This window comes from Amorphus sp. MBR-141 (genome assembly GCF_053628695.1).
This window is the reverse complement of the sequence record NZ_JBRJGW010000019.1, coordinates 44,262-67,244: the sequence shown is the minus strand read 5'-3', so window position 1 is coordinate 67,244 and position 22,983 is coordinate 44,262. Positions and strand designations below refer to the sequence as shown.

Sequence of the window (22,983 nt, the reverse complement as noted above, 5' to 3'; positions counted from 1 at the left end):
CCACCGCGCCGTCCCCGGAGGATGCCCCTCGCCGGGGGCGCCGTCCCGTCGTCCGCCTCACGGCGTGGCGAACGGGAAGCCCAGCAGCCAGGTGGTGACGGTGAAGTAGAGGATGAGGCCGGTCAGGTCGACGATGGTGGTCAGCGCCGGACCGGAGACCACGGCCGGGTCCTGGCGGACGAGCACGGCAGCCAGCGGCAGCGCCGCGCCGATCAGCGTGGCGGTGATCACCTGCATCGCCAGCGCCACCGCGATGGCGAAGCCGATCGCCTCGATGGTCAGGCCGCCGGGCACGTCGGCGGAGTTGGAGATCAGGTAGACCTTCAGGAACGCGAACGCGAACAGGGTGGCCGCCATCATCAGCGCCACGCGGGTCTCGCGCCAGAGGATCCGGGCGGTGTCGCGCAGGCCCACGTCGCCGACCGACATGGCGCGGGTGATCAGGCTCGCCGACTGCGTGCCGACGTTGCCGCCGGTGTCGGCGACCATCGGCATGTAGAGCGCCAGGATGACCAGCGCGCTCAGCGCATCCTCGTAGATGTGCACCACGTAGCCGGCGGCCAGCCCGGCCACGGCGAGGCCGAGCACCCAGGGCGCCCGGCGCCGGTAGTCCGACCAGACGCTGTGGTCGAAATAGTCGTCCTTCGGCTCGCCGACGAGGCCGGCGAAGCTGTCGCTGTTCTCCTCGAACTCCTCCAGCAGGAAGCGCTGGGCGGCTTCGGCCGTCACCAGGCCGGTGACGCGGCCGGCGTCGTCGAGCACCGGGGCGCTTTCCATGCCCGCCTCCAGAAGCCGGTGCGCCGACACGCGGGCGTCGTCCGCCTCGCGCAGGGTCATCGGCGGCCGCACCAGCACGTCGGCCAGCGGCGTCTCGCCCGGTTCGACGAGGCACCGGCGCAGCGACACCAGCCCGGCCAGGCCGCCGTCCGCGGCCGTCACGCACGCCTGGTAGATGGTGCCGGCGCCGGTCTGCGCGGCAAGGCTGGCGACGGCCTGCGCGCAGGTGAGGCCGTCCGGCAGCAGCGCCACCTCCCGGCTCATGATCGCCGCGACCGGCTCCGCGGTCGCAGCTCCCAGCGGTTCGGCAGGTGCAGCCATCGGTCTTCCTTTCGAGGTCGGTGGCGCCTCGGGGCCGCGACGGAAGGGCGGCCGGGATCGGCGGAACGGGGTTGGGGTGGGCCGGCGTGGTGACGGGGGTTGAGCGGCTAAGCGGGGGCGGCGGTCCCGGCGCCGGATGGGCCGGACGGGCACGCCATGGAGCACGGTGCCACCCTCGCCGCATCGGATGACAAAAACTTGACGCCGCGCTCCGGCCCGCGTGTCCGCTCAGGCGCGGCCCCATGTCGCCTGCACCAGGTCGACGACGGGATCGATGCGGTCGAGATCCCACGGGCGGTCGAGACGGAACACGGGGACCGTCGCCGCCGTCGCTGCGGCGAGGCGGAAGATGCGCGGCGTCAGGCCGAGGCACCGGGCGAACTCCGGGCGGAACGCGTTGCGAAGCACGGTGGTGATCGCCTCGGCCCCGGCGAGCGGCTGCAGGGACGGCGCCGGCCCCGGCGTCGTCGCCAGGGCGACGATGGCGCGCAGCGGCCGCGCGGTCACCTCCGGCTGCTGGCGCAGATGGTATTTCTCCCAGCGCAAGGTGTCCCGGTGGGCGTCCAGGCGCGGCTTGCCGAGGGCGTCCATGCTGGCGCCCCAGAGCTTGAGCCGCGCGATGGCGGGCCGCACCATCGCTCCGGCGGCGCCGGGATCGACGACGCAGACGTCGTCGGCGAGCGTCTGGTGGCCCCGCTCGGACAGGAACGCCGCCATCGTCGACTTGCCCGCGCCGGAGACGCCGGTGAACGCGACCACGCCGTCGCCGAAGCGCATGGCGCTGGCGTGCAGCGGCAGCAGGCCGCGCATCTGGATGAACGCGCCGAGCACCGATCCGAACAGGATCGCCCGCAGGTCCTGTTCGACGGCGGGCTGCCGGGGGTCGATCCGGACCGTGCCGGGGGCGGTGAGCAGGAACCGGCCGATGTCGTCGGGCTTGATCAGGATCGCTTCGCCGCCGCGGGTCTCGAACCGGCCGACGGCGTGATCGGCTCCCTCGAGGTGTTCCGGCACGTGGTCGAAGCGGATGTCGAGATCGGGGTCGGTGCCGGCCGGCAGCGCGCCGGCGTCCAGCGGCCGCAGCTCGGGCAGCGCCAGCTCGGAGCGGACGGTGAACCCGCAGAGATGGTAGAGCCCGGCCGGCGCGGGCGAAGACGGTGCGGGGGCGCCGGGTTGCGGGGTCATGCTGTCCTGATCGCTGCGCCGGCATCCTGTGCGCCGCGCGGAACGCTCAGATAGCGCCTTTTCCGCCCGGGGGGAATCGTCCGGGCGACGGTGCCGGCGACCTCGGTCCGGTCTTCCCCAGAGAGATGGGCCGGCCGGCGAAGGCCATCCGGGCGGATGGAGCCGGCCGGACCGCGGCAGGCCGCCGCGCGGCTATTTCAGCCCGTAGAAGGTCGAGATCGCCAGGCAGGTGGCGACGCCGACGATGATGTTCATCGGCACGCCCACCCTGAGGAAGTCGGAGAAGCGGTAGTTGCCGGCGGCGTAGACCAGCGTGTTGGTCTGGTAGCCGATCGGCGTGGCGAAGCTCGCCGACGCGCCGAACATCACCGCCATCACGAACGACCGCGGCTCCAGCCCCGCCGCCTGGGCGAGGCCGACCGCCAGCGGCGTCAGGATGACGGCCACCGCATTGTTGGTCACCGCCTCGGTCAGCACCGAGGTCAGCGCGTAGACGCACAGCAGCAGCAGGAACGGCGACAGGCTGTCGAGCCACGGCGACAGCGTGTCGACGACCAGCTTGAGCGCGCCGGTCTGGTCGAGCCCGGCGCCCACCGCCAGCATCGAGAAGATCAGCACCAGCACGCTGCCGTCGATGGATTCCAGCGCCTCGTCGAGGTCGATGCAGCGCAGCAGCATCAGCAGCGCCGCCGCGATCAGCGCCAGCGCCGCGATCGGCATGACGTCGAACGCCGACAGCACCACCACCGAGGCGAGCGCCAGCACGGCGACGGGCGCGCGCCGCCGCCGGTAGCCGCGGGTGCCCGTCTCGGTGAACGAGACGATGTCGCCTTCCTCCTCCAGCGTGGCGAAGCTCTGCGGCTCGCCGGCCAGCAGCAGCACGTCGGCGCCACGCAGGCGGGTGCTGCCGAGGTCGGGGCCGGGGATGTGGCCGTGGCGGCGCACGCCCAGCGGGGTGATGCCGAAGCGGGCGGGGAAGTTGTAGTCGACGAGCGTGCGCATGTGGCCGCGCGAGCGCGGCGAGACGAGCGCCTCGACGATCTTCTCCGTCTTGCCGGCATTGGCCCGCTGGCGGGTGCCGACGGTGAGGCCGTCCTCCTCGTGGAAGGTGAGGATCTCGGTGGCCGGCGCCATCAGCACGACGCGGTCGCCCGCTGTGCTGGCCTCGCCCTGGAGGCCGGAGCGCAGCACCTTCTCGCGGCGCTTGACCGCCAGGATGCGCATGCCGGGCCGCTGGAACAGCGGCAGCTCGGCGTAGGTCTTGCCGAGCGCGTCGAAGGCCTCGCCGATCTGCACCTCGGTGAGGTAGATCTCGCTGCCCTCGCTCTCGCCGCCGGTGCGGAAGCCCGGCCGGTCGGGCAGCAGGAAGCGGCCGCCGATCAGCATGAACAGCCCGCCCGCCGCCGCGGCGACGAGGCCGATCGGGGTGATCTCGAACAGTCCGAAGCGGGCCAGCCCGAGATCCGTCGCCACACCGTCGACGAGCAGGTTCGTCGACGTGCCGATCAGCGTGCAGGTGCCGCCGAGGATGGCGGCGTAGGAGAGCGGGATCAGCAGCCGCGACGCCGGCGTGTGGATCGAGGCCGCCAGCCGGATCACGAGCGGGATCAGGACGATCACCAGCGGCGTGTTGTTCATGAACGCCGAGGCGACGATCGCCCCCGCCACCACCGCGAGCACGGCGGTCACCGGGCGGGTCTTCGCGCGGTCGAGGACGAAGGTGGAGATCGCCTCCAGCGCGCCGGTGCGCACCAGCGCGCCGGACAGGATGAACATGGCGGCGATGGTGATCGGCGCGGAGTTGGAGAACACCGCCAGCAGCTGGTCGGTGGTCAAGAGGCCGAGCAGCACGAACGCCGCCGCCCCCGCCGCGCCCACCACCGCCGGCGGCCAGCGCTCGAGCAGGAAGCCGATGAAGATGATGGCGACGAGCGCAAGCGCGGCGGTTGCCGCCCACTCTTCGGCAACGAGCATGAGGCCTCTCCCAGCGGACGTGTCGGTCGGTTGGTACGGGCCGTCCCGCCCATGTCAGGAGGCATGAACCCGCAGGGGGTGGTCAGGGTTGCCGCCCGGGCGCAACAATTCGCATCGAGGGATGCGATTTCTGCGCAGGCGCGGCATTCGTGTCATGCTTCGCGGTGGGTCGCCTGCGGCCGCGGCGGCAGCCGGAGGTCGGCTCCGGGGGCCGGGGCGCCCGGCCGGCGGGGCACCAGCAGCCGGAAGGCGATCCACGAGGCGCCGAACACCGCCACCACGATCGCCGTTCCGATCCCGAGGTTGACCGCGGTCGGGAACGGGTAGCGCATGGCAGCCATCTCGACGAACGCCACGCCGAGGGTGAAGCCGCCGGTGAACGTCACCGCCACCGGCATCACGACGCCCTCGGTCTTCAGGCGGGAGGTGTCGTCGACGGAGGCGAAATGGCGGATGGTCCAGAGGAAGGCGAGCGTCACGCAGGCGAGCGCGATCGCCGCAACGAGCAGGGACATGATCAACACCTCGAAGAAGCGCGGACCCGCGGGTCCGCCAGAGCGAGGAGCCCTCGCCGGCTCGAGGCGGAGTGTTTTGGCGCGGTTGGGGACGCCGGCTGCCGGATCGCGGCCGCACAGGCGCCTTGCTCAGGCCGGACGCTCCGTCCGACGGCACCCATTTTAGTCGGCCTCGGGATCGGCCGCAATCGCCGTCGCGCGGCGCGTGCCGTGGCGTCCGTGGCGTCGGCGCAGCGGTCCGGCGCCGCCGCCGTCCGCGCGGAACCCGATGGCCGTCCGAACGCTTCGCTTCACAGCGATGGCCGTGGCGGGCCATGATGCCGGCCGGCGGTGTCCTCCGTCGCCGCCGGCCGCCCCGCCGTCCGCCCCGCTGCCCTCCCGCCACCGCCCCCATGGAGCCGACATGACCGCCAGCAAGAACCGGAGCTTCGTCGTCATCGGGCTCGGCACCTTCGGCGGCACCGTCGCCGTGGAACTCGCGCACTTCGGCAACCACGTGCTCGGCATCGACAGCAGCGAGACCATCGCCAGCCGCTTCGCCGACGAGCTCTCCGAGGTGGTGATCGCCGACGGGCGCGACGAGGATGCCCTGCGCGAGGCCGGCGTCGGCAGCTACGACGTCGCCGTGGTGGCGATCGGCGAGGATCTGGAATCCAACGTCCTGTGCACCATGAACGTGAAGATGCTCGGCACGCCGACGGTGTGGGCCAAGGCGACCAGCCGCACCCACCATCGCATCCTCGCCAAGCTGGGCATCGACCGGGTGATCCAGGCCGAGCACGACATCGGCCTCCACGTCGCCCAGATGCTGCACAACCCGCTGGTGCGCGACTATGTCAGCCTCGGCAACGGCTTCCACATCGTCGACTTCCAGGTGCCGGAGCGCATCGACGGAAAGAACGTCGAGGCGCTCGACCTGAAGGCCGGGTTCGAACTGCGCTGTCTCGGCCTGATGCGGGGCAGCGAGTTCCACGAGTGCGGCGCCGACCGGGACGTGCGGCTCGAGACCGGCGACAAGCTGCTCCTGCTCGGGCAGCGCCAGAACCTGCGATCCTTCGCCGACAGCCTGGCGTAGAGCGGGAGGAGGAAGGTTGGCCCCGGCTTTTTCGCCCATTCCGCTCCCGGGCATGAGGATCTAGGTTTTCCCCGCGATGCAGATCCTCTCGCACTTCACCCGCCGCCGCATCAACGTCCCGCCGCCGGCCGTCCTCGCCGGCTTCTACGCGGCGATTGCCGCCGCGGGCGCGCTGCTCCTGAAGCTGCCGGCGGCCGCCCACGGCCCGACCAGCTGGTTCGACGCGGCCTTCACGGCGGTCTCCGCGGTGACCGTCACCGGGCTGGTGGTGCTCGATACCGGCAGCCACTTCACCCTGTTTGGCCAGGCGGTGCTGCTGGTGCTGATCCAGCTCGGCGGCCTCGGGCTGATGACGTTCGCGGTGCTGGTGCTGTCGATGTTCGGCGTCCCCATCGGCCTGCCGCACCGGATCTTCCTCAAGGAGGAGCTGAACCAGACCTCGATCACCGACCTGTTGCGGCTGGTGGCGACGATCCTGCGCGTGGTGCTGGTGTGCGAGGTCATCGGCGCGGTGCTGCTGGCGTTCGTGTTCGTGCCGGAGTTCGGCTGGGCGGGCGGCCTCTGGCAGGCGGTGTTCCACAGCGTGTCGGCCTTCAACAACGCCGGATTCTCGCTGTTTCCCGACAGCCTCACGCGCTATGTCGGCGACCCGCTGGTCAATGTCACCGTGCCGGCGCTGTTCATCGTCGGCGGCCTCGGATTCAGCGTCATCGCCGACGTGCGCGAGCGACGCCGCTGGCACCGCTTCACGCTGCACACCAAGCTGATGCTGCTGGCGACCGCGGTGCTGCTGGTCGGGACGACGGCCATCTTCGCCGCGCTGGAATGGACCAACTCCGACACCCTCGGTGCACTGCCCGACACCGCGACGCGGCTGATGGCGAGCTGGTTCCAGGGGGCGACGCCGCGCACCGCCGGCTTCAACACGGTGCCGATGGAGGGGCTGACCGACGCGTCGGCGCTGATGATGATCTCGCTGATGTTCATCGGCGGCGGCAGCACCTCCACCGCCGGCGGCATCAAGGTGACCACCGTGGTGGTGCTGCTGCTGGCGACCGTCGCGTTCTTCCGGCGCACCACCCATCTGCACGCCTTCGGCCGCAGCCTGGGCCTGGAGGAGGTGCTGAAGGTCCTGGCGCTGACGGTGGTCAGCATCCTCGTCGTGATAAGCGGCGTGTTCGCCCTGGTGATCTTCCAGGAGGGCGATTTTCTCGACATGGCGTTCGAGGTGGTGTCGGCCTTCGGCACGGTCGGCGTGTCGCGCGGCGTCACCGGCGAGCTGGAGCCGATCGGCCGGATCATCATCATGGTGGCGATGTTCATCGGTCGGATCGGCCCGCTGACGCTGGGCTTCTTCCTGGCCACCCGCTCGGTGCCGCGCATCCGCTATCCGGCCGGCCACGTGTTCCTGGGATAGAGCCTCTTCCGATCAGGGGGACTCGGCCGGTCGATAGGAAGCTGCCGCGAAATCAATGGCCTGGAACATCGAGCCCGAAAGGGGACAGCCGGTTTCGATGCGGAGACAGAAGGCCGGGGCCCGTTCCGGGTGGATCAGGACGTGAGGCGCTCAAGGCCGCCCACGCCGATCGCCCCGTCCTGAGGGCAGAGGACGCACCCGGTCCGAGGCTTCCTCCGCTCGCTCAGGCGTCTGCGCCCATTGCCGCCCGCTCGCTCAGGCGCCAGCGGCAACGGGCGCCCGCTCGCTCATGCGCCTGCGCACGTTGCCGCCCGCTCACTCAGGTGCCGGCGCCCGCGGCCGCCCGCTCGCCGTCGGTGCAGGCGCGCCAGAAGCGGGCCGCATCGGCGGCCTCCATCATCCGCATGCCGTCCGGCGGATAGCCGCCGTTGGCGGCGACCCAGGCGCGGATGTCGTCGGACTGGGGCGGGTCGATGGCCCCCAGGCGCTGGCTCAGGTCGGCGGAGTAGATGGTGGCCTTGTGGAAGCCGAAGCGGGCGGTGGGCGTGATGCAGACGTGGGCGCGGGCCTTGTCGGCAAACGCCGCGCAGGCCGACTGGCAGGCGCCGTCGATGACGACGAGCTGGCGGCTGCCGGCGTTCACCTCGTCGGCGGCGCCCAGGAAGTACACCAGCTCGCCACCGGTGCTCGACCCGATCCGGCACGGCTCGCCGCACGGCCCGAAGGCGCGCGCGAAATCGCTGGCCGGCACCGGCGCGGGCGGCGGCGCCGCCGGCGCGCAGGCGGAGAGCAGGAAAAGTCCGAGCAAAACGAAGGGAAGCCCGGCCGGCCCCGCGAAAGCCTGCCTCATCGGGCGCCCTTGAAACGGAAGGAAGTGGTGCCGCTTAGGTGACTCGAACACCTGACCCCATCATTACGAATGATGTGCTCTACCAACTGAGCTAAAGCGGCTGACCGGGAGGTGCATTCAACACCACCTTCGCCGGGCGCTCCACCCCCTTCGGCCGAAGCCGAAGCGGGAACCAACGCCGAGCATTGCGCGGGATGTACCGGCAACCGGCCTTCATTTCAAGAAGGCGCGTCGACAAGGCCCGCAAAAAACGGCGTCGAGACCGCAGACCGGTGCGTCGCCCGCCCCGCCGCGGGGCCCTTCGGGAGACGTCGGGAGGCCGCGGGAGGCCGCGGGACGGCGCGGAAGGCCGGGGGACAGTACGGGAGGCCGGGGGACGGCACAGGAGGCCCGGGGGACAGTACGGGAGGCCGGGGGAAACCGAGGGCGACAGGGGGACGGCACGGGAAACCATGGGACCGGCCGGACCGCCCGGGGCCGTCGGGCGCTCCGGCCCGGGCGTCGGCTGCGCGCCGGTCGGCGGGCCGACGGGCGATCATGGGCGAACCGGGGACGCCGTGGCCGCCGGCGGGACGGCTCCCCAAAACGTGGGAAACCGCGGGACGGCTCAGTCGCCGCGCGGCGGCATGTGGCGGCGGGGCGGCCGGGCGCGGCGCACGCGGGCGGGCTTCGCCGCGGCATCCGCCGTCCCGGGCGGCGCCGGTCCGCGGGCCGGCTCGGCGGCATCGGCGGGGCCGCGCGCCGCGTCCGGCTGCGGGGCCGGGGCCGGCCCGGCCTCGCGCGCCGGGTCGGGGGCGGCCGGCTCCGGATCGGGCTGCGGGGCCGGATCGGGGGCGGGTGGCGCCGCCGGCACGAACCGGGGTTCGACGAGGCCGGCCGGCAGCGGCTCAGGCCCGGCCGGCTGCAGCCGCTCGTGGTCGATCAGCGGGTCGGGCAGGTCGATGCGCCGCCACGGCGCCAGGCCCTGCTCGGGCGGGGCGGGGCGGACGCCGCCGTCCGGCGGCCTCTGGCGTCCCCGCGGCAGCGCCAGCGCGCCGATCGCCGCGGCCGCGGCCGCGATGCCTGCGGCGACGAAGCCGACGAGCGCGAAGGTGGCGCGGACGGCCTCGGCGCGGATCGCCTGGATGTCGGCCGGGCCGTCGACGGGGGCGGCGAAGTCGGCCCGGGCCAGCACCGAGGCCAGCTGCGGCGCCAGCCCGGAGAGGGTGTCGCGGTAGATCATCGTCGCCATGCCGCCGAGCGCCGCCACCGCGATGAGGCCGGCGAACCGCGCCACCGCGTTGTTGACGGCCGACGCGATGCCGGCGCGGTTGGCCGGCGCGCCGGCGAGCACCGCCGCCGACAGCGGCGGCACCGCCAGGCCCATGCCGATGCCCAGCAGCGCCATCACCGGCAGCACGCCGAGCGCGTAGGCGTCGGCGCCGACCGCCAGCGCCAGCAGCGCGAAGGCCAGCGCCGCCACGCCGCAGCCGGCCACCAGCGGCGCCCGGGCGCCGAAGCGGTCGACCACGTCGCCGGTGCGCCGCGCCACCACCGCCATCGCCAGGCTGAACGGCAGGAACACCGCGCCGGCTTGCGCCGCGTCGCGGCCGCCGCCGTCGATCAGCGCGATCGGCAGCAGGAAGAACAGCCCGCCGAGCGCCATGTAGAGCAGCAGCGTCACCGCGTTCGCCGCCGAGAAGCCGCGGTTGCCGAACAGCCCCACCGGCATCATCGGCTCGGCCGCGCCGCCGGCCTCCCACAGGATGAACAGCGCCATCCCCACCAGCCCCGAGAAGACCAGCGCCGCCGGCACGGTGCCGGAGGAGCCGGTGTCGATCCCGGTGACCGTCAGGCCGAGCGCCAGGATGCCCATGCCGGCAAGCGCGATGCCGCCGCCGATCAGGTCGAAGCGGCGGCCGTCGAGGGTGGGGAAATCGACCGGCACCCGGTAGCGCAGCAGCACCAGGGCCGCGGCCGCGGCGGGCAGGTTCAAATAGAAGATCGCCCGCCACGACCAGACGTCGACGAGCACGCCGCCGAGGAGCGGGCCGATGGCGGCGGCGATGCTCGACCACGCCGCCCAGATGCCGATGGCGCGGCCGCGCTCGGCCTCGGGGAAGTTGGTGGCGATCAGCGCCAGCGCGCCGGGCACCATCACGGCGGCCGCCAGCCCCTGCACGCAGCGCGCCGCGATCAGCAGGTCGGTGCGCGGCGCCAGCCCGCAGGCCGCCGACGACAGCGCGAACAGCGCGATGCCGGCCCGGAACATCCGCCAGCGCCCGAACGCGTCGGCGGCCGCCCCGCCGAGCAGCAGGAACGCCGACAGCACCAGCGCGTAGCCGGCCACCACCCACTGCACGGCGATGAACGAGGCGCCGAGGTCGGTGCGCATCGCCGCCAGCGCCACGGACACCGCCGTCGTGTCGACGAAGGCGAGGCTCGACCCCAGGATCGCAACGATGAGGACGTACTTCCTCAGCTCGCGCGGACAGGGCTGCCAGTCGCACTCGGCGGGCAGCAGGGTGGTCGACAGCTGGGCTTCACCGGTCATGGCGGCAGGACGCGCCCCGTTTGGAAATGGCACCGTGCGGCCGCTGGCTGCGGCCAATCCGATATGGTGCCCGAGCGGCCTTTCGAAAACGTGGACGCCGGCCGGCCTCGGACGGCGGCAACCGTGGGTCGTTGCCCACAGGCGGACGGAAACCGTTGACTCCGTCGCCGAGCGCGGCTCGAATGGCGAGCAGAGCTGCGGACGATCCGCGGCCAAAAGCCTTTTGAAGGGCACAACTCAAAGGGAGCCTTACGATGAAACGGACCATTGCAGCGCTCGCTGCCTCGGCGGTTCTCGCCGCCACCGGCCTCGCTTCAGCGCAAGACCAGCAGTTCATCTCCATCGGCACCGGCGGCGTCACCGGCGTCTACTATCCGACCGGCGGCGCCATCTGCCGGCTGGTCAACCGCGACCGCAAGGAACACGGCATCCGCTGCTCGGCGGAATCGACCGGCGGCTCGGTCTACAACATCAACACCGTGCGCTCGGGCGAGCTGGAGTTCGGCGTCGCCCAGTCCGACTGGCAGTACCACGCCTACAACGGCACCTCGACGTTCGCCGACCAGGGGGCGTTCGAGAAGGAGCGCGCGGTGTTCTCCGTGCATCCCGAGCCGTTCACGCTGCTGGTGCGCGGCGATTCCGGCATCGGGTCGTTCGAGGACCTGAAGGGCAAGCGCGTCAACGTCGGCAATCCCGGCTCCGGCCAGCGCGCCACCATGGAAGTCGTCATGGATGCCTACGGCATCGAGATGGGCGACTTCGCGCTGGCGACCGAGCTGAAGGGCTCGGAGATGGCCCAGGCGCTCTGCGACGGCAACATCGACGCGATGATCTACACCGTGGGTCATCCGGCCGCCGCCATCCAGGAAGCCGTCAACTCCTGCGACGTCAAGCTCGTCGACGTGAAGGGCGAGGCCATCGACAAGCTCGTCGCCGACAACCCCTACTACCGCGTCGCGACCATCCCGGGCGGCATGTACAAGGGCAACGATCAGGACACCACCACGTTCGGCGTCGGCGCCACCTTCATCACCTCCGCCGATGTGTCCGATGATGTCGTCTACGTCGTCGTCAAGGCGGTGTTCGACAACTTCGACCAGTTCAAGCAGCTCCACCCGGCCTTCGCCAACCTGAAGGAGGAGGAGATGATCAAGGACGGCCTCTCCGCGCCGCTGCATCCGGGCGCCGAGAAGTACTACAAGGAACGCGGCTGGATGTAAGTCGCCTGAGCGACGGGCGCGGTCCGGAGGGGATCGCGCCCGTCGTCGTCTGGGGGCCGCCGGCGCGCGGCCTGTCAGCCTGATATCCATCGTTTCTGAGGGGGCGCGGCGATGACGGTCGAGCACACCACCCACCGCGTCGACGCGGAGTCGCTGGTCGCCGCGACCGATACCGGGGCGCGCTCGCCGGAAGGCTGGCAGCGCTGGGTGATCCCGGGCATCGCCTTCGTCTGGGGGCTGTTCCAGCTCTACGTGGCCTCGCCGGTCCCCTACATCGTCTCCCAGGCGACGGGCCTCGCCCTCGTCTACAACAACACCGAAATCCGCATCATCCATCTCACCTTCGCGCTGGTGCTGGCGGCCTTCGCCTTCCCGCTCCTGAAGGCGAGCTCGCGGCGCAGGATCCCCTGGTACGACTGGCTGCTGGCGGCGCTCGGCGCCAGCGCCTGCCTCTATCTGCTGGTCTTCAAGAACCAGATCTCCGACCGCGCCGGCCTGCCCACCGACTGGGACCTGATCATGTCGACCATCGGCATGGTGGTGCTCGGCATCTCGGTGTTCCGCTCGCTCGGCCTGCCGCTCTTGATCGTCGCCTCGGTGTTCGTCCTCTACGTCTTCTTCGGCTCGGCCGACTGGATCCCCGGCACGCTGCAGTGGAAGGGCGCCTCCTACGGCAAGGCGATGTGGCACTTCTGGATGCAGACCGAGGGCGTCTTCGGCGTAGCACTCGGCGTGTCGGCCACGATGATCTTCCTGTTCGTGCTGTTCGGCTCGATCCTGGAGAAGGCCGGCGCCGGCAACTTCTTCATTAAGATCGCCTTCGCGCTGCTCGGCCACCTGCGCGGCGGCCCGGCCAAGGCCGCCGTCGTCGCCTCGGCCATGAGCGGGCTCTATTCCGGCTCCTCCATCGCCAACACGGTGACCACCGGCACCTTCACCATCCCGCTGATGAAGCGCACCGGCTTTTCCGCCGAGAAGGCCGGTGCCGTCGAGGTGGCGTCCTCCACCAACGGCCAGCTGATGCCGCCGGTGATGGGCGCGGCCGCGTTCCTGATCGCCGAGTTCACCGGCACGCCCTACACCGACCTCATCAAGGCGGCGATCCTGCCGGCGCTGATCTCCTACATCGCGCTCGTCTACATCGTGCACCTGGAGGCGCTGAAGCTCGACCTGAAGGGCATGCAGCGCCCGCCGAGCCATCTCCGGCTGATGACCAAGGTCATCGGCTTCCTCACCGGCTTCATCGGCCTCGCCGTGCTGGCCGGCCTCGTCTACTACGGCCTCGGCTGGATCCGCGTGGTCTTCCCCGGCATGACCATGTGGGCGGCCGCCCTGATGGTCGCCGTCGCCTACCTGGTGCTGCTGTGGATCGCCGCGCAGCGGCCCGACCTGGAGGTCGACGACCCCAACGCGCCGATCGACGAGCTGCCGCCGGCCGGCGCCACCGCGCTCACCGGCCTCTACTACCTGCTGCCGATCGTCGTGCTGATCTGGTGCATCATGATCGAGCGGCTGTCGCCGGCGACGTCCGCCTTCTACGCGACGGTGGCGATGATCGGCATCGCGCTCACCCAGCGGCCGCTGAAGGCGCTGTTCCGCGGCACCGGCAACTTCGGCCGCGAGACCCTCGCCGGCGTCCACGACTGGATCGCCGGCATGATCGCCGGCGCCCGCAACATGATCGCCATCGCCGTGGCCACCGGTGCCGCCGGCGTCATCGTCGGCACGGTGTCGCTCACCGGCGCCCACCAGGTGATCGGCGAGTTCGTCGAGTTCGTCTCCGGCGGCAACCTGATGCTCATGCTGGTGCTGGTCGCCGTCATGAGCCTGATCCTCGGCATGGGCCTGCCGACCACCGCCAACTACATCGTGGTGTCGTCGCTGATGGCGCCGGTGATCGTCTCGCTCGGCGCCCAGCAGGGCCTGATCGTGCCGCTGCTCGCCGTCCACCTGTTCGTCTTCTATTTCGGCATCCTCGCCGACGACACGCCACCCGTGGGTCTGGCGGCCTTTGCCGCCGCCGCCATTTCCGGCGGCGACCCCATCAAGACCGGTATCCAGGGCTTCACCTACGACATCCGCACGGCGCTGCTGCCGTTCCTGTTCCTGTTCAACACCGAGCTCCTGCTGATGGACGTCGGGCCGCTGAAGGCGATCTTCGTGTTCGTCGTGGCGGTCACGGCAATGCTCCTGTTCGCGGCCGCCACCCAGCGCTACTTCCTGGCCCCCACCCGCTGGTGGGAGGTGATCGCGCTGCTTCTGGTGTCGTTCACCCTGTTCCGGCCGGGCTTCTGGCTGGACCAGGTCGAGCCGCCCTACGAGGTCGAGCCGGGGATCCAGATCGAGGAGGTGGCGGCGTCGCTGCCCGAGGGTGCGCTGCTCAGGGTGACCATCGAGGGCACCGACTTCAACAACCCCGACGACCGACCGAAGAAGACCTTCATGGTGCCGATGGGTCCCCCGGCCGACGGCGCGGACCGGATCGAGGCGGCCGGGCTGACGCTGATCCCCGACGGCGACCGCATGACCCTCGACGAGCCGTTCCCGGGCACCCGCTTCGCCCGTCTCGGCCAGGAGTTCGACTTCTACGCCGCCGAACCGGTGGTGGTGGAGAGCGTCGCCGTGCCGGCCACCCGCATGCCCAAGGAGATCTTCTACATCCCGGCGCTGCTGCTGCTCGCCGTCGTCGTCTGGTCCCAGCGCCGCCGCCAGACGAAGCCGGCGTTCTAAACATCTCGCCCACTCCAGGAGGAGGCCGGCATGTACAGGAAGATCCTGCTGCCCATCGACCTGAACGACGTGACCACCGGCAGGAAGGGGCTGGCGACGGCAGCCGCGCTGGCCCGCACGTTCGAAGCCGAGCTGCACGTGCTCAGCGTCGTGCCCACCGTCGGCATGTCGATCGTCGGCGGCTTCTTCCCCGAGGGCTTTGAGGAGAAGGCGCTGGCCAAGGTCAAGCTGGCGCTGGGCGCCTTCATGGACGCGGAACTCCCGGCCGACATCGCGGCGGTCGGCCACGTCGCCCACGGCTCCATCTACGAGGAGATCCTGCACGCGGCGAAGGCGCTCGGCTGCGACCTCATCGTCGTCGGCGCCCACCGGCCGGAGCTCAGCGACTACCTCCTCGGCCCCAACGCCGCCCGCGTCGTCCGCCACGCCGCCCAGTCGGTGATGGTGGTCAGGGAGTGAGGCCGGGGTCTGCCATCGCCCCCCTCACGCGGAAAAGATCAATCGGACCACGGTACGGTCTGCGGACGTCCGGGTTTCCAGCCGGTCGGGGTAGATTCCCGTCAGGAACACCGAGATGCCGCTGGCGAACGCCTGTTCTTCGTCCGGGTGCCGGCGGCTGATCCGGGATTCGGCGATCCGGATGAGCGGTCCCGCATAGATCAGCTCGACCACCAGGTCGACGGCGTCGAACGTCAGCGTGCAGCCGTCGAACCGATCCACGTCTCCGGATGCCCGCAGCTGCGCGAAGGCTTCTGCCGCCGTCGCCTGGCAGGTCTGGGCGACGTCCGGGGGGACCTTCCAGGCTGCGCAGCGGGCGGGAATGCTCTCCAGGAAGCTCTCGACCGAACTTGCGTCGCCGCCGGTGGCCGTCGCGCTCCGGCGCGTTCCGATGCGGAAGAGCATCGTCAGCACGAGCGCCGAGAGCACGCAGAGCGAGAGCGACCCGCCCGTGAAGGTCTGCAGCGCCTTCGGCAGGTGCGCGAAGTAGTCCGGGAAGACCTGGTGGCTCATGCCGAGCAGCAGGGAGATGCCGATGGTGAACGTCGCCCGCGAATCCAGGTCGCGCGACAGCATGATGCCGACGCCGCCGGCGATCATCATCGAGCCGGTGAAAACCAGCATGGCGCCGGCAACCGGCAGCGGCAGGGCGAGGAACAGCGTGCCGACCTTCGGGATCAGGGCGAAGGCCACGAGGATGACGGCCGCCGAATAGGCGATGTAGCGGCTCGTGGCGCGCGCGGAATTGGAGACGCCGACGAGGCTCGGCGCGGTGTTGAGGCCGATCGCGCCGAGCAGGCCGGCCAGCGCGCAGCCGATGCCGTCGGCGAAGGTGCCGCGTTGAAGCGCCCCGATCGAGGGCCGCTTCCAGTCGGCGTCGTTGATCTTCTCGCAGGTGGTGATCACGCCGATGGTGCGCAGGGTGGCGGCAATGGCCGCGGCCAGATAGGCCGGGACGAGGTCGAGATCGAAGGCCAGCCCGAGATGCGTGACATCGGGAATGCCGATCCAGGGAGACCGCACGATCGACGCCACCTGGGACGGTTCGATCAGGTTGCCGGCGATGGCGATCGCCGTGCCCAGGACGAGGCCGGCCAGCGACGCGAGCAGCCGGACGATCCCCTTGCCCCAGATGCTGATTCCGATCGCCGCGGCGAGCGTCGCGACCGCGGCGGCGATCTGGGCGATCGAGATGTCGTGATGCCGGGTGAACTCGGGAACGGCAAGCACGTGCGACATGCCGACGAGGCCCAGGTCGATCCCGACGACGGTGACGATCAGTCCGGAGACCGCAGGCGGAAACAGCCAGCGCAGATCCCTCAGGCCAAACGAGAGACCGGCCTGGACCAGGCCGGCAAACACCGTCATCCCGAACACGAGGGGAAGGCCGCCGGTCTGGGCGGCCAGGACCGAAGGGGCGAGATAGATCGCCGAATAGACCGGGATCGCGAGATAGCCGGAGCCGACGGGCGAGGCCTGAAGCGCCGACGAGATCGCCAGCGCCACCAGCGCCAGCGAGACCATAGCCAGGGCGGTCTGGTTCGATGCGCCCGCGGCATTGGCCACGATCACGACGAGCACCAGATACACGGAGGCCAGTGCCGCATGCTGCAGGCCGAGCGCGAGCAGCGGACCGAACGGCGGTCGATCGTCGACCGAATAGATCAGGTCGGCAGGACGCCGAGCCATATGTCCCCCTTCGTGCCTTCTCGATCCGGCAGATCGGCCCGAAGGCCGGGCAGAATCAGGCACTCCGCATCCGAGTGGCTCCCCGTCTGGCTTCGTCGGACCGGGCGGGGAACCCACCAGCTCCCAGAGCTTGAGAAAGAGCACGCAGGTCCGGCCGCTTCAAGTCCGCGGTCGCCGCGGCTCCGGGGGCTGGCCAACCGCGCCGGGGCCCGGGCAGCGGCGGCCCCTGGCGCAGCAGTGGACGTTCCCCTTCAGGCTCCCCATAGTCGCGTGTGCGACCAGCAATGAGGCCCGCCATGCCGTCCCCCCACGTCTTTCCCCGCCACACCAAGGCCGAGATGCCCGTCGCGGTGGCCGGCGACGGCTGCTTCCTGATCGACCGGGAGGGCCGGCGCTATCTGGACGGCTGCGGCGGGGCTGCGGTGTCGTGCCTCGGCCATTCCGACAAGGTCGTCGTCGAGGCGATCAAGGCCCAGCTCGACGCGCTGCCCTATGCCCACACTGGCTTCTTCACCACCGAGGCGGCCGAGGACCTGGCGGCGGCGCTCGCGGCGCGGGCGCCGGCCGGGCTCGACCGGGTCTATTTCGTCTCCGGCGGCTCGGAGGCGGCGGAGGCGGCGATCAAGCTCGCGCGCCAGTATTTCCTGGAGAAGGGCGAGCCGAAGCGCGCCAACGTGATTGCCCGCTGGCAGAGCTATCACGGCAACACGCTGGGGGCGCTGGCGGCCGGCGGCAACCAGTGGCGCCGCCAGCAGTTCGAGCCGCTGCTCACCGGCGCCATGCACCATGTCGACGCCTGCCATTTCTGGCGCTGGGCGGAGCCGGGCGAGAGCGCGGAGGCATACGGCCGCCGCGCCGCCGACGCGCTGGAGGCGAAGATCCTCGCCCTCGGGCCGGAGACGGTCGCCGCCTTCATGGCCGAGCCGGTGGTGGGCGCCACCATGGGCGCGGTGCCGCCGGTGCCGGGCTATTTCAGGCGCATCCGCGAGATCTGCGACCGCTACGGCGTGCTCCTGATCCTCGACGAGGTGATGTGCGGCATGGGCCGCACCGGCACGCTGTTCGCCTGCGAGCAGGACGGGGTGGTGCCCGACATGATCCTGATCGCCAAGGGGCTCGGCGCCGGCTACCAGCCGATCGGCGCGACGCTGGTCGCCCGTCCCATCTACGAGGCGATCGAGGCCGGCTCCGGCTTCTTCCAGCACGGCCACACCTACGGCGGCCACCCGACGGCGTGTGCGGCCGGCGGCGCGGTGCTCGCCGAGATCGAGCGGCGCGATCTGCTCGCCAACGTGAATGCCGTCGGCGCCCATCTCCGCGCCGGCCTGGAGGAGCGCTTCGGCCAGCATGCCCACGTCGGCGACATCCGCGGCCGCGGCCTGTTCCTCGGCATGGAGTTCGTCGCCGACCGCGACACGAAGGCGCCGTTCGATCCGAACCTGAAGCTCAACGCGGTGCTCAAGAAGGCGGCGATGGCGAACGGGCTGATGGTCTATCCGATGGGCGGCACCATCGACGGCCGCCTCGGCGACCACGTCCTCATCGCGCCGCCGTTCATCCTCACCGAGGGCGAGGCCGACCAGCTCGTCGACCGGCTGGCGACGGCACTGGATGAGGCGCTGAAGACGGTCGGTGCCTGAGCGGCACGGGCGCCTGGAGCATTTCCCGTTCGGATCCAAGCGATCTGAACGAAAAGGAATTGCTCAAGGAATTGAATCTGGAGCCATTTCTTGTCGATCAGGGGGTTCCACCCGATCGGAAAAGGCTCTGGGAACAACGATGCCCGGCAGCTGGGTCCGGCCGGCTCAGAACGGCCAGTGCCAGACCAGCAGGACGATGGCGCCGGCGATGACGACCGCCTCCAGCGCCGGCGCGATCGACGGCCAGCGCGACCACGTCATCTGCGGGATCGCCGCCTGGGCGGCGCCGCCGCCGACGATCATGCAGCCGAGCGGCCAGTACCACTTCAGCACCGTGAAGCCCCAGATCAGCAGGGCGATCGTGGCGAGGTTGGCGAGATAGCCGATGACGGCGCTCACCGGCCCGCGGGCGAACGCGCCGTCGGCCATGCCGGCCACCGACAGCCGGCTGCAGAAGGTGCCCAGCAGAAACACCACGACAAACAGTCCGGTCATCGCAACCATCTCGTCCCTCCCCGTTGGGGGGCGAGCATAGCGCATTTCCGGGTCGGGACGAGCGGCTCCGATCTGCAATCTAAGGCTGCATAGTGCGCAAGGCCGTGCGCACCGGAAGGTCGCCCTCCGGTGCGCACGCAAAAGCGCAAAAAAGCGCAGCCAGACCCCCCGATAGCGCAGTTTGGTGCACGCGCACTCAGACCCTGCGCGTGCGCACCACGAACGCCAGCGTCAGGGCGAACAGCAGGTGGCCGGCGAGCGACGCCCAGGTCAGCGGGATGAAGCCGAGAAACGGCGGCTGGCCGGCAAAAAGATGCGCCATGATGTAGAGCGCGAAGATCCACAAACCGACCCCGTAGGCGAGGGCCGTGAGCCACCACGGCAGCCCCGGGAGGATCGCCCGCTGCAGCGGCCGCGCGATGAACAGGTAGCCGAGCGGATAGAAGACGACGCCGACGACGGCATGGATCACCTCGGCGATCGCCCGGCTCTGCAGGCCGAACACGCCCTGCACGAGCGCCGCCGGTTCCAGCGGTCCGCCGACCAGGAACGGCGTGATGCCGCGCGCCCAAATCTCCCAGACAATGTCGGCGGCGATGCCGGCGAGGATCGCGGTGACGAAGGTGGCGGCGGTGAGCGCCGGGAACAGGCCCGGCCCGGGATGAAGAGACGACGTTGCGCTGTGGGACGCCATCGGGCGGGTTCCTCTGGTGGAGCGGTTCCAGGCGGCGGGAAGACCGGTGCGCCGTCCGGAAACGATGCCGTTCTGCGGGACCGTGACAGGCGGAGCGGTGCTGAACGGCAGGGGTGGAAGGAAGCCGGGGCGTCCGTCGGGCGTCCGGGCGGATCAGACGGAAGAGCAACGCGAACACGGCCCGACCCTATCATGGACCGGCACCCCGGAAGAGCCGTCGCATCAGTCGGCACGGCCGCCCGAAGCCGGACTGCGCGTGCCGGATAAGTCCTCTCAACCAGTTGATTTCGAAACCGTTTCGGTAACATCGGCCTGGTCCGGGGAGACGATGGCATCGCGGATTGACGGGAAAGTTACGGCCCGTGAGGGACGGCCTGCGGCAGGGCGAGCCCGGCCGCCCAGCCGTCGGCGGGCCAGACGGGGCGGCCGGGACGGCGCGGGCGCCGGGCGATGCCGTGATGCGTCTTCGACCAGTGGTGCGGCCGGCGGACGAGCTCGACCATGGCCAGGGCGAGGGCGGCGGCCATCACCAGCCAGTAGGCGGGAAGCTCGATGAGCCGCCACCGTGCGATCGCAAGCCCGCGCCGCCGGATCGCCCTCAGGGAGAGGGCGGCGGTGGCGGAGTAGCCGAGCGCGAACACGGCGGCGTTGAAGGCGCCGAGGGCGGTGGTCCAGGCTCCTCCGTCGCCGACGAGCGGCAGGACGCCCGCCAGGTGGGCGGCGATGAAGCAGAGACAGAGCGGGAAGGCGAGAATGGCGAGCAGGCTGCCCAGGATCAGCGCCTGGAAGACCGCCATCTTGGCAAGCGCCCGACGCTGGCCGAAGTGGCCTGGACGCCGCATGTGCACCAGCCACGTCTGCATCCAGCCCTTCAGCCATCGGGTCCGTTGTCGCAGCCACGCGCGCATGTGGAGCGGGGCCTCCTCGTAGGTCGTCGAGGCGAGCACGCCCATCTCGTAGTCGAACCGGGTGAGGCGGACGCCGAGGTCCGCGTCTTCGGTGACGTTGTACGGATCCCACGCGCCGAGGCGCAGAAGGATGTCCCGCTTGAAATGGTTGGAGGTGCCGCCCAGCGGAAAGAACAGCCCGCGGGCGGCCAGCCACGGCAGCAGCACGTCGAACAGGCACGCGTACTCGATGGCGAACATGCTGTAGCGCGCAACTTCGGTTGGCAGCGGCGCGCAAGTTTGGTTGGCAGCAACTTTTCAGCTTTCGGGGTGCGTTCGAAGGCCGTTTGAAGGGCTTGGCCGGTACCCCAGGTTTGCGTGGAGGGTGAGGCCGACCTCCCGGCCGCCGCAGTCACGGCAGCGCAACTTGGGGACTAGGTCAGGGGCAAGATAGGAGTGCCCCGGACCCAGGCGGCTGATCAGGGCATCGAGGTCGAGCTGGACGTGCCGGCCGCAGTCACGCCGGCCACAGTGGGCGGAGAGCCCGCAGCCCTGCTCACGGAGGTCCCCCAGCGTTGCCAGTCTGATTGACCTGGACATCGGCTTCCCTCTCCAGGCGTTCACATCCGAGGCGATGGTACGCCTCGATCAGCTCGCAGCCAACGAACTCACGGTTGGACCGGAGGGCGGCCACGCCTGTGGTCGCTGAACCGGCGAAGGGATCGAGGACAGGTCCGGCCGGACAGACCTTGAGCAGTTCCTCCATCAGCGGCAGAGGCTTGCCGGTGGTGTGGAGCTTCTTGCCGCCGGCCGTCACGCCAAAGGTGAAGACCCCGGGTCGGGTCGGTCCCTTCCGGTCGTGCCACTTTCCCTTTGACCCCCAGATGACGAATTCGGCCTGTTGCCGGAATTTGCCCATCTGAGGACGTCCCGCGAGTGTCTTGTCCCAGGCGACGATCCCGCGCCAGGTGAAGCCGGCGGCCTGCATCGCGCTGGTGAGAACGGGAAGCTGCCGCCAGTCGCTGAACAGAAGTGCCGGCGCCGAGGGCTGCAGGGTGCGGTAGGCTTCGGAGAGCCAGAGCACCGTCCACCGCAGGTAAGAATATTGATCCCGGCTTTCACCTGCGAACTCGGGGTAGAGCCACGGCTTCTTGATGTATTTCGAGTTGGCGCTGTTGGCGGTTCGAGCGCCGATGTGCACTCCGCCGGAGCAATAAGGCGGGTCCGTCACCAGTGATCCGAACTGTTCGGGTGGCTGCTCGGCGAGCCAGGCAAGTGCGTCGGTATTGTGAAGCTGCCAGCGCATTTCGCGTCTCCATCCGGGAAGACGCTCTTGGCGTTCGGGTCGGGCTCACTGGCCCTTGGAAATCCTGAAAGTTCGATCGTGCCTCAACTGGCGACCTTGCTGATCACCAACTCATTGCCAGTCGAACCCCTCGGGGCCACGTGATAGGTGACCTGGAGGGGCTCCATATCGAAGGCGGAGAAGATATCCCTCACTTCGGGGCGGTCGTTCAACGAGAGCAAAACCGATCCTTTGAGCGACGCAAAGAGCTCGGCCATCTCCCCGTATTCCTCGCGCCGAAAGGCGCCGCGGCCGTACTCATATTCGATCCCGTAGTAAGGCGGGTCGAGATAGAAGAGCATCCCCGGCCGATCATAGCGGCGCATGAACTCTTGCCACGGCAGGCGCTCGACAACCACGCTGGCGAGGCGCTCGTGAATCGCCTCCAGGGTTGAAGCAAGGTCGAGCACGTTGAACCTGGCACTCTGATTATTCCGGGCTGCAAAGGAGCGGTTGATGACCTTCCCTCCGTATGCGAGCCGCTGCAGATACAAGAACCGGGCGGCGCGCTCCAGATCCGTGAGGGTATCGGGATCCGTCTTCATCAGGCGCTCAAACTCGCGCCGTGACGTCACCTGAAACCGCAGCATCTCCAGAAAATGCGTGTAGTGCCGCTGCAGCACGCGAAAGAACGTGGCGACGTCTCCCGACGCATCGTTGATCGCCTCAAACCGCGGCACGAGCCGGCGGCGGAGAAACACGCCGCCCATGCCGACGAACGGCTCGGCGTAGCCGGTGTGCGGAAGAGCCTCCATCCGCTTGATCAGGCGGTTGGCAACGTAGCGCTTGCCACCAAAATACCCGGCGGCTGGTGCCACCGGCTCGACGTCGCGGAATTGATCGTTGAGATCTTGAGTCATTATCGCCCGTCCTGAAGCTCGCGGCTTTCGGGTGTGGGCTCGACTGGCCTCAAGTGGGTGACCGTGCCGCATCGGCGGCACTTGATTTCTACGGCTGCGCGGACGTCCCCGTCCACACGAAACAGCAGCGCGGCGCAGCGGCCGCATCGTACATCCTTCAACGGAACCTTCAGAGATTGCGGTCACCTTCGCCCGGCTGCCTAGCAGCAGCGGGAGGGTGGCGTTATCTCGTATCGCGTCAGGCGGGGTTCAGACGGCCAAGTTGAGGCCCCGCAGCC

At 70.1% G+C, this 22,983-nt stretch carries 19 protein-coding genes and 1 tRNA gene; 6 read left to right on the top strand and 14 right to left on the bottom strand.

Annotated elements, in window-relative coordinates; all coding sequences use genetic code 11:
* Window positions 1-57: 57 nt before the first annotated feature.
* The 4 genes from ACSSVZ_RS21645 to ACSSVZ_RS21630 form a co-directional block, all read right to left on the bottom strand.
* The gene (locus ACSSVZ_RS21645; RefSeq protein WP_453972841.1) at window positions 58-1,098 is read right to left on the bottom strand and encodes a magnesium transporter; all 1,041 of its coding nucleotides are present in this window, start codon (window positions 1,096-1,098) and stop codon (window positions 58-60) included.
* Between the two features lie 228 nt (window positions 1,099-1,326).
* Complete coding sequence (locus ACSSVZ_RS21640) at window positions 1,327-2,283, bottom strand: hypothetical protein (RefSeq protein WP_453972839.1); 957 nt, start codon at window positions 2,281-2,283, stop codon at window positions 1,327-1,329.
* A 192-nt stretch (window positions 2,284-2,475) separates the two neighbouring features.
* Window positions 2,476-4,257 carry an SLC13 family permease gene (locus ACSSVZ_RS21635; RefSeq protein WP_453972837.1) on the bottom strand — a complete coding sequence of 594 codons (1,782 nt, stop codon included), beginning with the start codon at window positions 4,255-4,257 and terminating at the stop codon, window positions 2,476-2,478.
* 152 nt (window positions 4,258-4,409) lie between these two features.
* Window positions 4,410-4,772, bottom strand: a complete 363-nt coding sequence (locus ACSSVZ_RS21630) for a hypothetical protein (protein ID WP_453972836.1) — start codon at window positions 4,770-4,772, stop codon at window positions 4,410-4,412.
* Window positions 4,773-5,175: 403 nt separating this feature from the next.
* On the opposite strand from ACSSVZ_RS21630, the gene ACSSVZ_RS21625 reads away from it, so the two are divergent.
* Both ACSSVZ_RS21625 and ACSSVZ_RS21620 read left to right on the top strand, forming a co-directional pair.
* Window positions 5,176-5,847 carry a potassium channel family protein gene (locus ACSSVZ_RS21625; protein WP_453972835.1) on the top strand — a complete coding sequence of 224 codons (672 nt, stop codon included), beginning with the start codon at window positions 5,176-5,178 and terminating at the stop codon, window positions 5,845-5,847.
* Window positions 5,848-5,923: 76 nt separating this feature from the next.
* Window positions 5,924-7,264: a TrkH family potassium uptake protein gene (locus ACSSVZ_RS21620; RefSeq protein ID WP_453972833.1), complete on the top strand. Its 1,341-nt coding sequence runs from the start codon at window positions 5,924-5,926 to the stop codon at window positions 7,262-7,264.
* 319 nt (window positions 7,265-7,583) lie between these two features.
* On the opposite strand, the gene ACSSVZ_RS21615 is transcribed toward ACSSVZ_RS21620, so the two are convergent.
* The 3 genes from ACSSVZ_RS21615 to ACSSVZ_RS21605 form a co-directional block, all read right to left on the bottom strand.
* Window positions 7,584-8,114: a hypothetical protein gene (locus ACSSVZ_RS21615; RefSeq protein WP_453972831.1), complete on the bottom strand. Its 531-nt coding sequence runs from the start codon at window positions 8,112-8,114 to the stop codon at window positions 7,584-7,586.
* A 25-nt stretch (window positions 8,115-8,139) separates the two neighbouring features.
* Window positions 8,140-8,215: transfer RNA gene (locus tag ACSSVZ_RS21610), tRNA-Thr, on the bottom strand.
* A 506-nt stretch (window positions 8,216-8,721) separates the two neighbouring features.
* A complete protein-coding gene (locus tag ACSSVZ_RS21605) occupies window positions 8,722-10,647 on the bottom strand; it encodes an MFS transporter (RefSeq protein ID WP_453972829.1) in 1,926 nt (641 codons plus the stop codon).
* Window positions 10,648-10,901: 254 nt separating this feature from the next.
* Here ACSSVZ_RS21605 and ACSSVZ_RS21600 point away from each other — a divergent pair, with 254 nt between their 5' ends.
* From ACSSVZ_RS21600 to ACSSVZ_RS21590, 3 genes are all read left to right on the top strand, one after another.
* Entirely contained in the window at window positions 10,902-11,867 is a 966-nt protein-coding gene (locus ACSSVZ_RS21600; protein WP_453972827.1) for a TAXI family TRAP transporter solute-binding subunit, read from the top strand.
* Window positions 11,868-11,978: 111 nt separating this feature from the next.
* Window positions 11,979-14,597 (top strand): TRAP transporter permease, encoded by a 2,619-nt coding sequence (locus ACSSVZ_RS21595; protein ID WP_453972825.1) that lies wholly within the window; start codon window positions 11,979-11,981, stop codon window positions 14,595-14,597.
* 30 nt (window positions 14,598-14,627) lie between these two features.
* Entirely contained in the window at window positions 14,628-15,056 is a 429-nt protein-coding gene (locus ACSSVZ_RS21590; RefSeq protein ID WP_453972822.1) for a universal stress protein, read from the top strand.
* Between the two features lie 24 nt (window positions 15,057-15,080).
* Here ACSSVZ_RS21590 and ACSSVZ_RS21585 read toward each other — a convergent pair whose 3' ends face one another.
* Window positions 15,081-16,784, bottom strand: coding sequence for a uracil-xanthine permease family protein (locus tag ACSSVZ_RS21585; protein WP_453972821.1), 1,704 nt, complete (start codon window positions 16,782-16,784; stop codon window positions 15,081-15,083).
* A gap of 296 nt (window positions 16,785-17,080) precedes the next feature.
* Between ACSSVZ_RS21585 and ACSSVZ_RS21580 the strand changes: the two genes are divergently transcribed.
* A complete protein-coding gene (locus ACSSVZ_RS21580; protein ID WP_453972819.1) occupies window positions 17,081-18,424 on the top strand; it encodes an aspartate aminotransferase family protein in 1,344 nt (447 codons plus the stop codon).
* 165 nt (window positions 18,425-18,589) lie between these two features.
* On the opposite strand, the gene ACSSVZ_RS21575 is transcribed toward ACSSVZ_RS21580, so the two are convergent.
* The 6 genes from ACSSVZ_RS21575 to ACSSVZ_RS21550 form a co-directional block, all read right to left on the bottom strand.
* Window positions 18,590-18,919 (bottom strand): hypothetical protein, encoded by a 330-nt coding sequence (locus ACSSVZ_RS21575; RefSeq protein WP_453972818.1) that lies wholly within the window; start codon window positions 18,917-18,919, stop codon window positions 18,590-18,592.
* A 196-nt stretch (window positions 18,920-19,115) separates the two neighbouring features.
* On the bottom strand, window positions 19,116-19,613 hold the full coding sequence (locus ACSSVZ_RS21570; protein ID WP_453972816.1) for a hypothetical protein: 498 nt from the start codon (window positions 19,611-19,613) through the stop codon (window positions 19,116-19,118).
* 353 nt (window positions 19,614-19,966) lie between these two features.
* A complete protein-coding gene (locus tag ACSSVZ_RS21565) occupies window positions 19,967-20,761 on the bottom strand; it encodes a glycosyltransferase family 2 protein (RefSeq protein ID WP_453972814.1) in 795 nt (264 codons plus the stop codon).
* 295 nt (window positions 20,762-21,056) lie between these two features.
* On the bottom strand, window positions 21,057-21,806 hold the full coding sequence (locus ACSSVZ_RS21560) for a DNA-methyltransferase (RefSeq protein WP_453972812.1): 750 nt from the start codon (window positions 21,804-21,806) through the stop codon (window positions 21,057-21,059).
* An 83-nt stretch (window positions 21,807-21,889) separates the two neighbouring features.
* Complete coding sequence (locus ACSSVZ_RS21555; RefSeq protein ID WP_453972811.1) at window positions 21,890-22,705, bottom strand: DNA adenine methylase; 816 nt, start codon at window positions 22,703-22,705, stop codon at window positions 21,890-21,892.
* Window positions 22,705-22,821, bottom strand: a complete 117-nt coding sequence (locus ACSSVZ_RS21550; RefSeq protein WP_453972899.1) for a Com family DNA-binding transcriptional regulator — start codon at window positions 22,819-22,821, stop codon at window positions 22,705-22,707. Before ACSSVZ_RS21550 ends, ACSSVZ_RS21555 begins: the two co-directional genes overlap by 1 nt.
* Window positions 22,822-22,983 lie beyond the last annotated feature (162 nt).

What these genes read in the sequence shown, in the direction of transcription:
- ACSSVZ_RS21595 (WP_453972825.1), top strand. Translation starts at nt 11,979, where the DNA reads ATGACGGTCGAGCACACCACCCACCGCGTCGACGCGGAGTCGCTGGTC.
- ACSSVZ_RS21575 (WP_453972818.1), bottom strand. Translation starts at nt 18,919, where the DNA reads ATGACCGGACTGTTTGTCGTGGTGTTTCTGCTGGGCACCTTCTGCAGC.
- ACSSVZ_RS21645 (WP_453972841.1), bottom strand. Translation starts at nt 1,098, where the DNA reads ATGGCTGCACCTGCCGAACCGCTGGGAGCTGCGACCGCGGAGCCGGTC.
- ACSSVZ_RS21570 (WP_453972816.1), bottom strand. Translation starts at nt 19,613, where the DNA reads ATGGCGTCCCACAGCGCAACGTCGTCTCTTCATCCCGGGCCGGGCCTG.
- ACSSVZ_RS21585 (WP_453972821.1), bottom strand. Translation starts at nt 16,784, where the DNA reads ATGGCTCGGCGTCCTGCCGACCTGATCTATTCGGTCGACGATCGACCG.
- ACSSVZ_RS21560 (WP_453972812.1), bottom strand. Translation starts at nt 21,806, where the DNA reads ATGCGCTGGCAGCTTCACAATACCGACGCACTTGCCTGGCTCGCCGAG.
- ACSSVZ_RS21565 (WP_453972814.1), bottom strand. Translation starts at nt 20,761, where the DNA reads ATGTTCGCCATCGAGTACGCGTGCCTGTTCGACGTGCTGCTGCCGTGG.
- ACSSVZ_RS21625 (WP_453972835.1), top strand. Translation starts at nt 5,176, where the DNA reads ATGACCGCCAGCAAGAACCGGAGCTTCGTCGTCATCGGGCTCGGCACC.
- ACSSVZ_RS21580 (WP_453972819.1), top strand. Translation starts at nt 17,081, where the DNA reads ATGCCGTCCCCCCACGTCTTTCCCCGCCACACCAAGGCCGAGATGCCC.
- ACSSVZ_RS21635 (WP_453972837.1), bottom strand. Translation starts at nt 4,257, where the DNA reads ATGCTCGTTGCCGAAGAGTGGGCGGCAACCGCCGCGCTTGCGCTCGTC.
- ACSSVZ_RS21620 (WP_453972833.1), top strand. Translation starts at nt 5,924, where the DNA reads ATGCAGATCCTCTCGCACTTCACCCGCCGCCGCATCAACGTCCCGCCG.
- ACSSVZ_RS21605 (WP_453972829.1), bottom strand. Translation starts at nt 10,647, where the DNA reads ATGACCGGTGAAGCCCAGCTGTCGACCACCCTGCTGCCCGCCGAGTGC.
- ACSSVZ_RS21555 (WP_453972811.1), bottom strand. Translation starts at nt 22,705, where the DNA reads ATGACTCAAGATCTCAACGATCAATTCCGCGACGTCGAGCCGGTGGCA.
- ACSSVZ_RS21630 (WP_453972836.1), bottom strand. Translation starts at nt 4,772, where the DNA reads ATGTCCCTGCTCGTTGCGGCGATCGCGCTCGCCTGCGTGACGCTCGCC.
- ACSSVZ_RS21590 (WP_453972822.1), top strand. Translation starts at nt 14,628, where the DNA reads ATGTACAGGAAGATCCTGCTGCCCATCGACCTGAACGACGTGACCACC.
- ACSSVZ_RS21640 (WP_453972839.1), bottom strand. Translation starts at nt 2,283, where the DNA reads ATGACCCCGCAACCCGGCGCCCCCGCACCGTCTTCGCCCGCGCCGGCC.
- ACSSVZ_RS21600 (WP_453972827.1), top strand. Translation starts at nt 10,902, where the DNA reads ATGAAACGGACCATTGCAGCGCTCGCTGCCTCGGCGGTTCTCGCCGCC.
- ACSSVZ_RS21615 (WP_453972831.1), bottom strand. Translation starts at nt 8,114, where the DNA reads ATGAGGCAGGCTTTCGCGGGGCCGGCCGGGCTTCCCTTCGTTTTGCTC.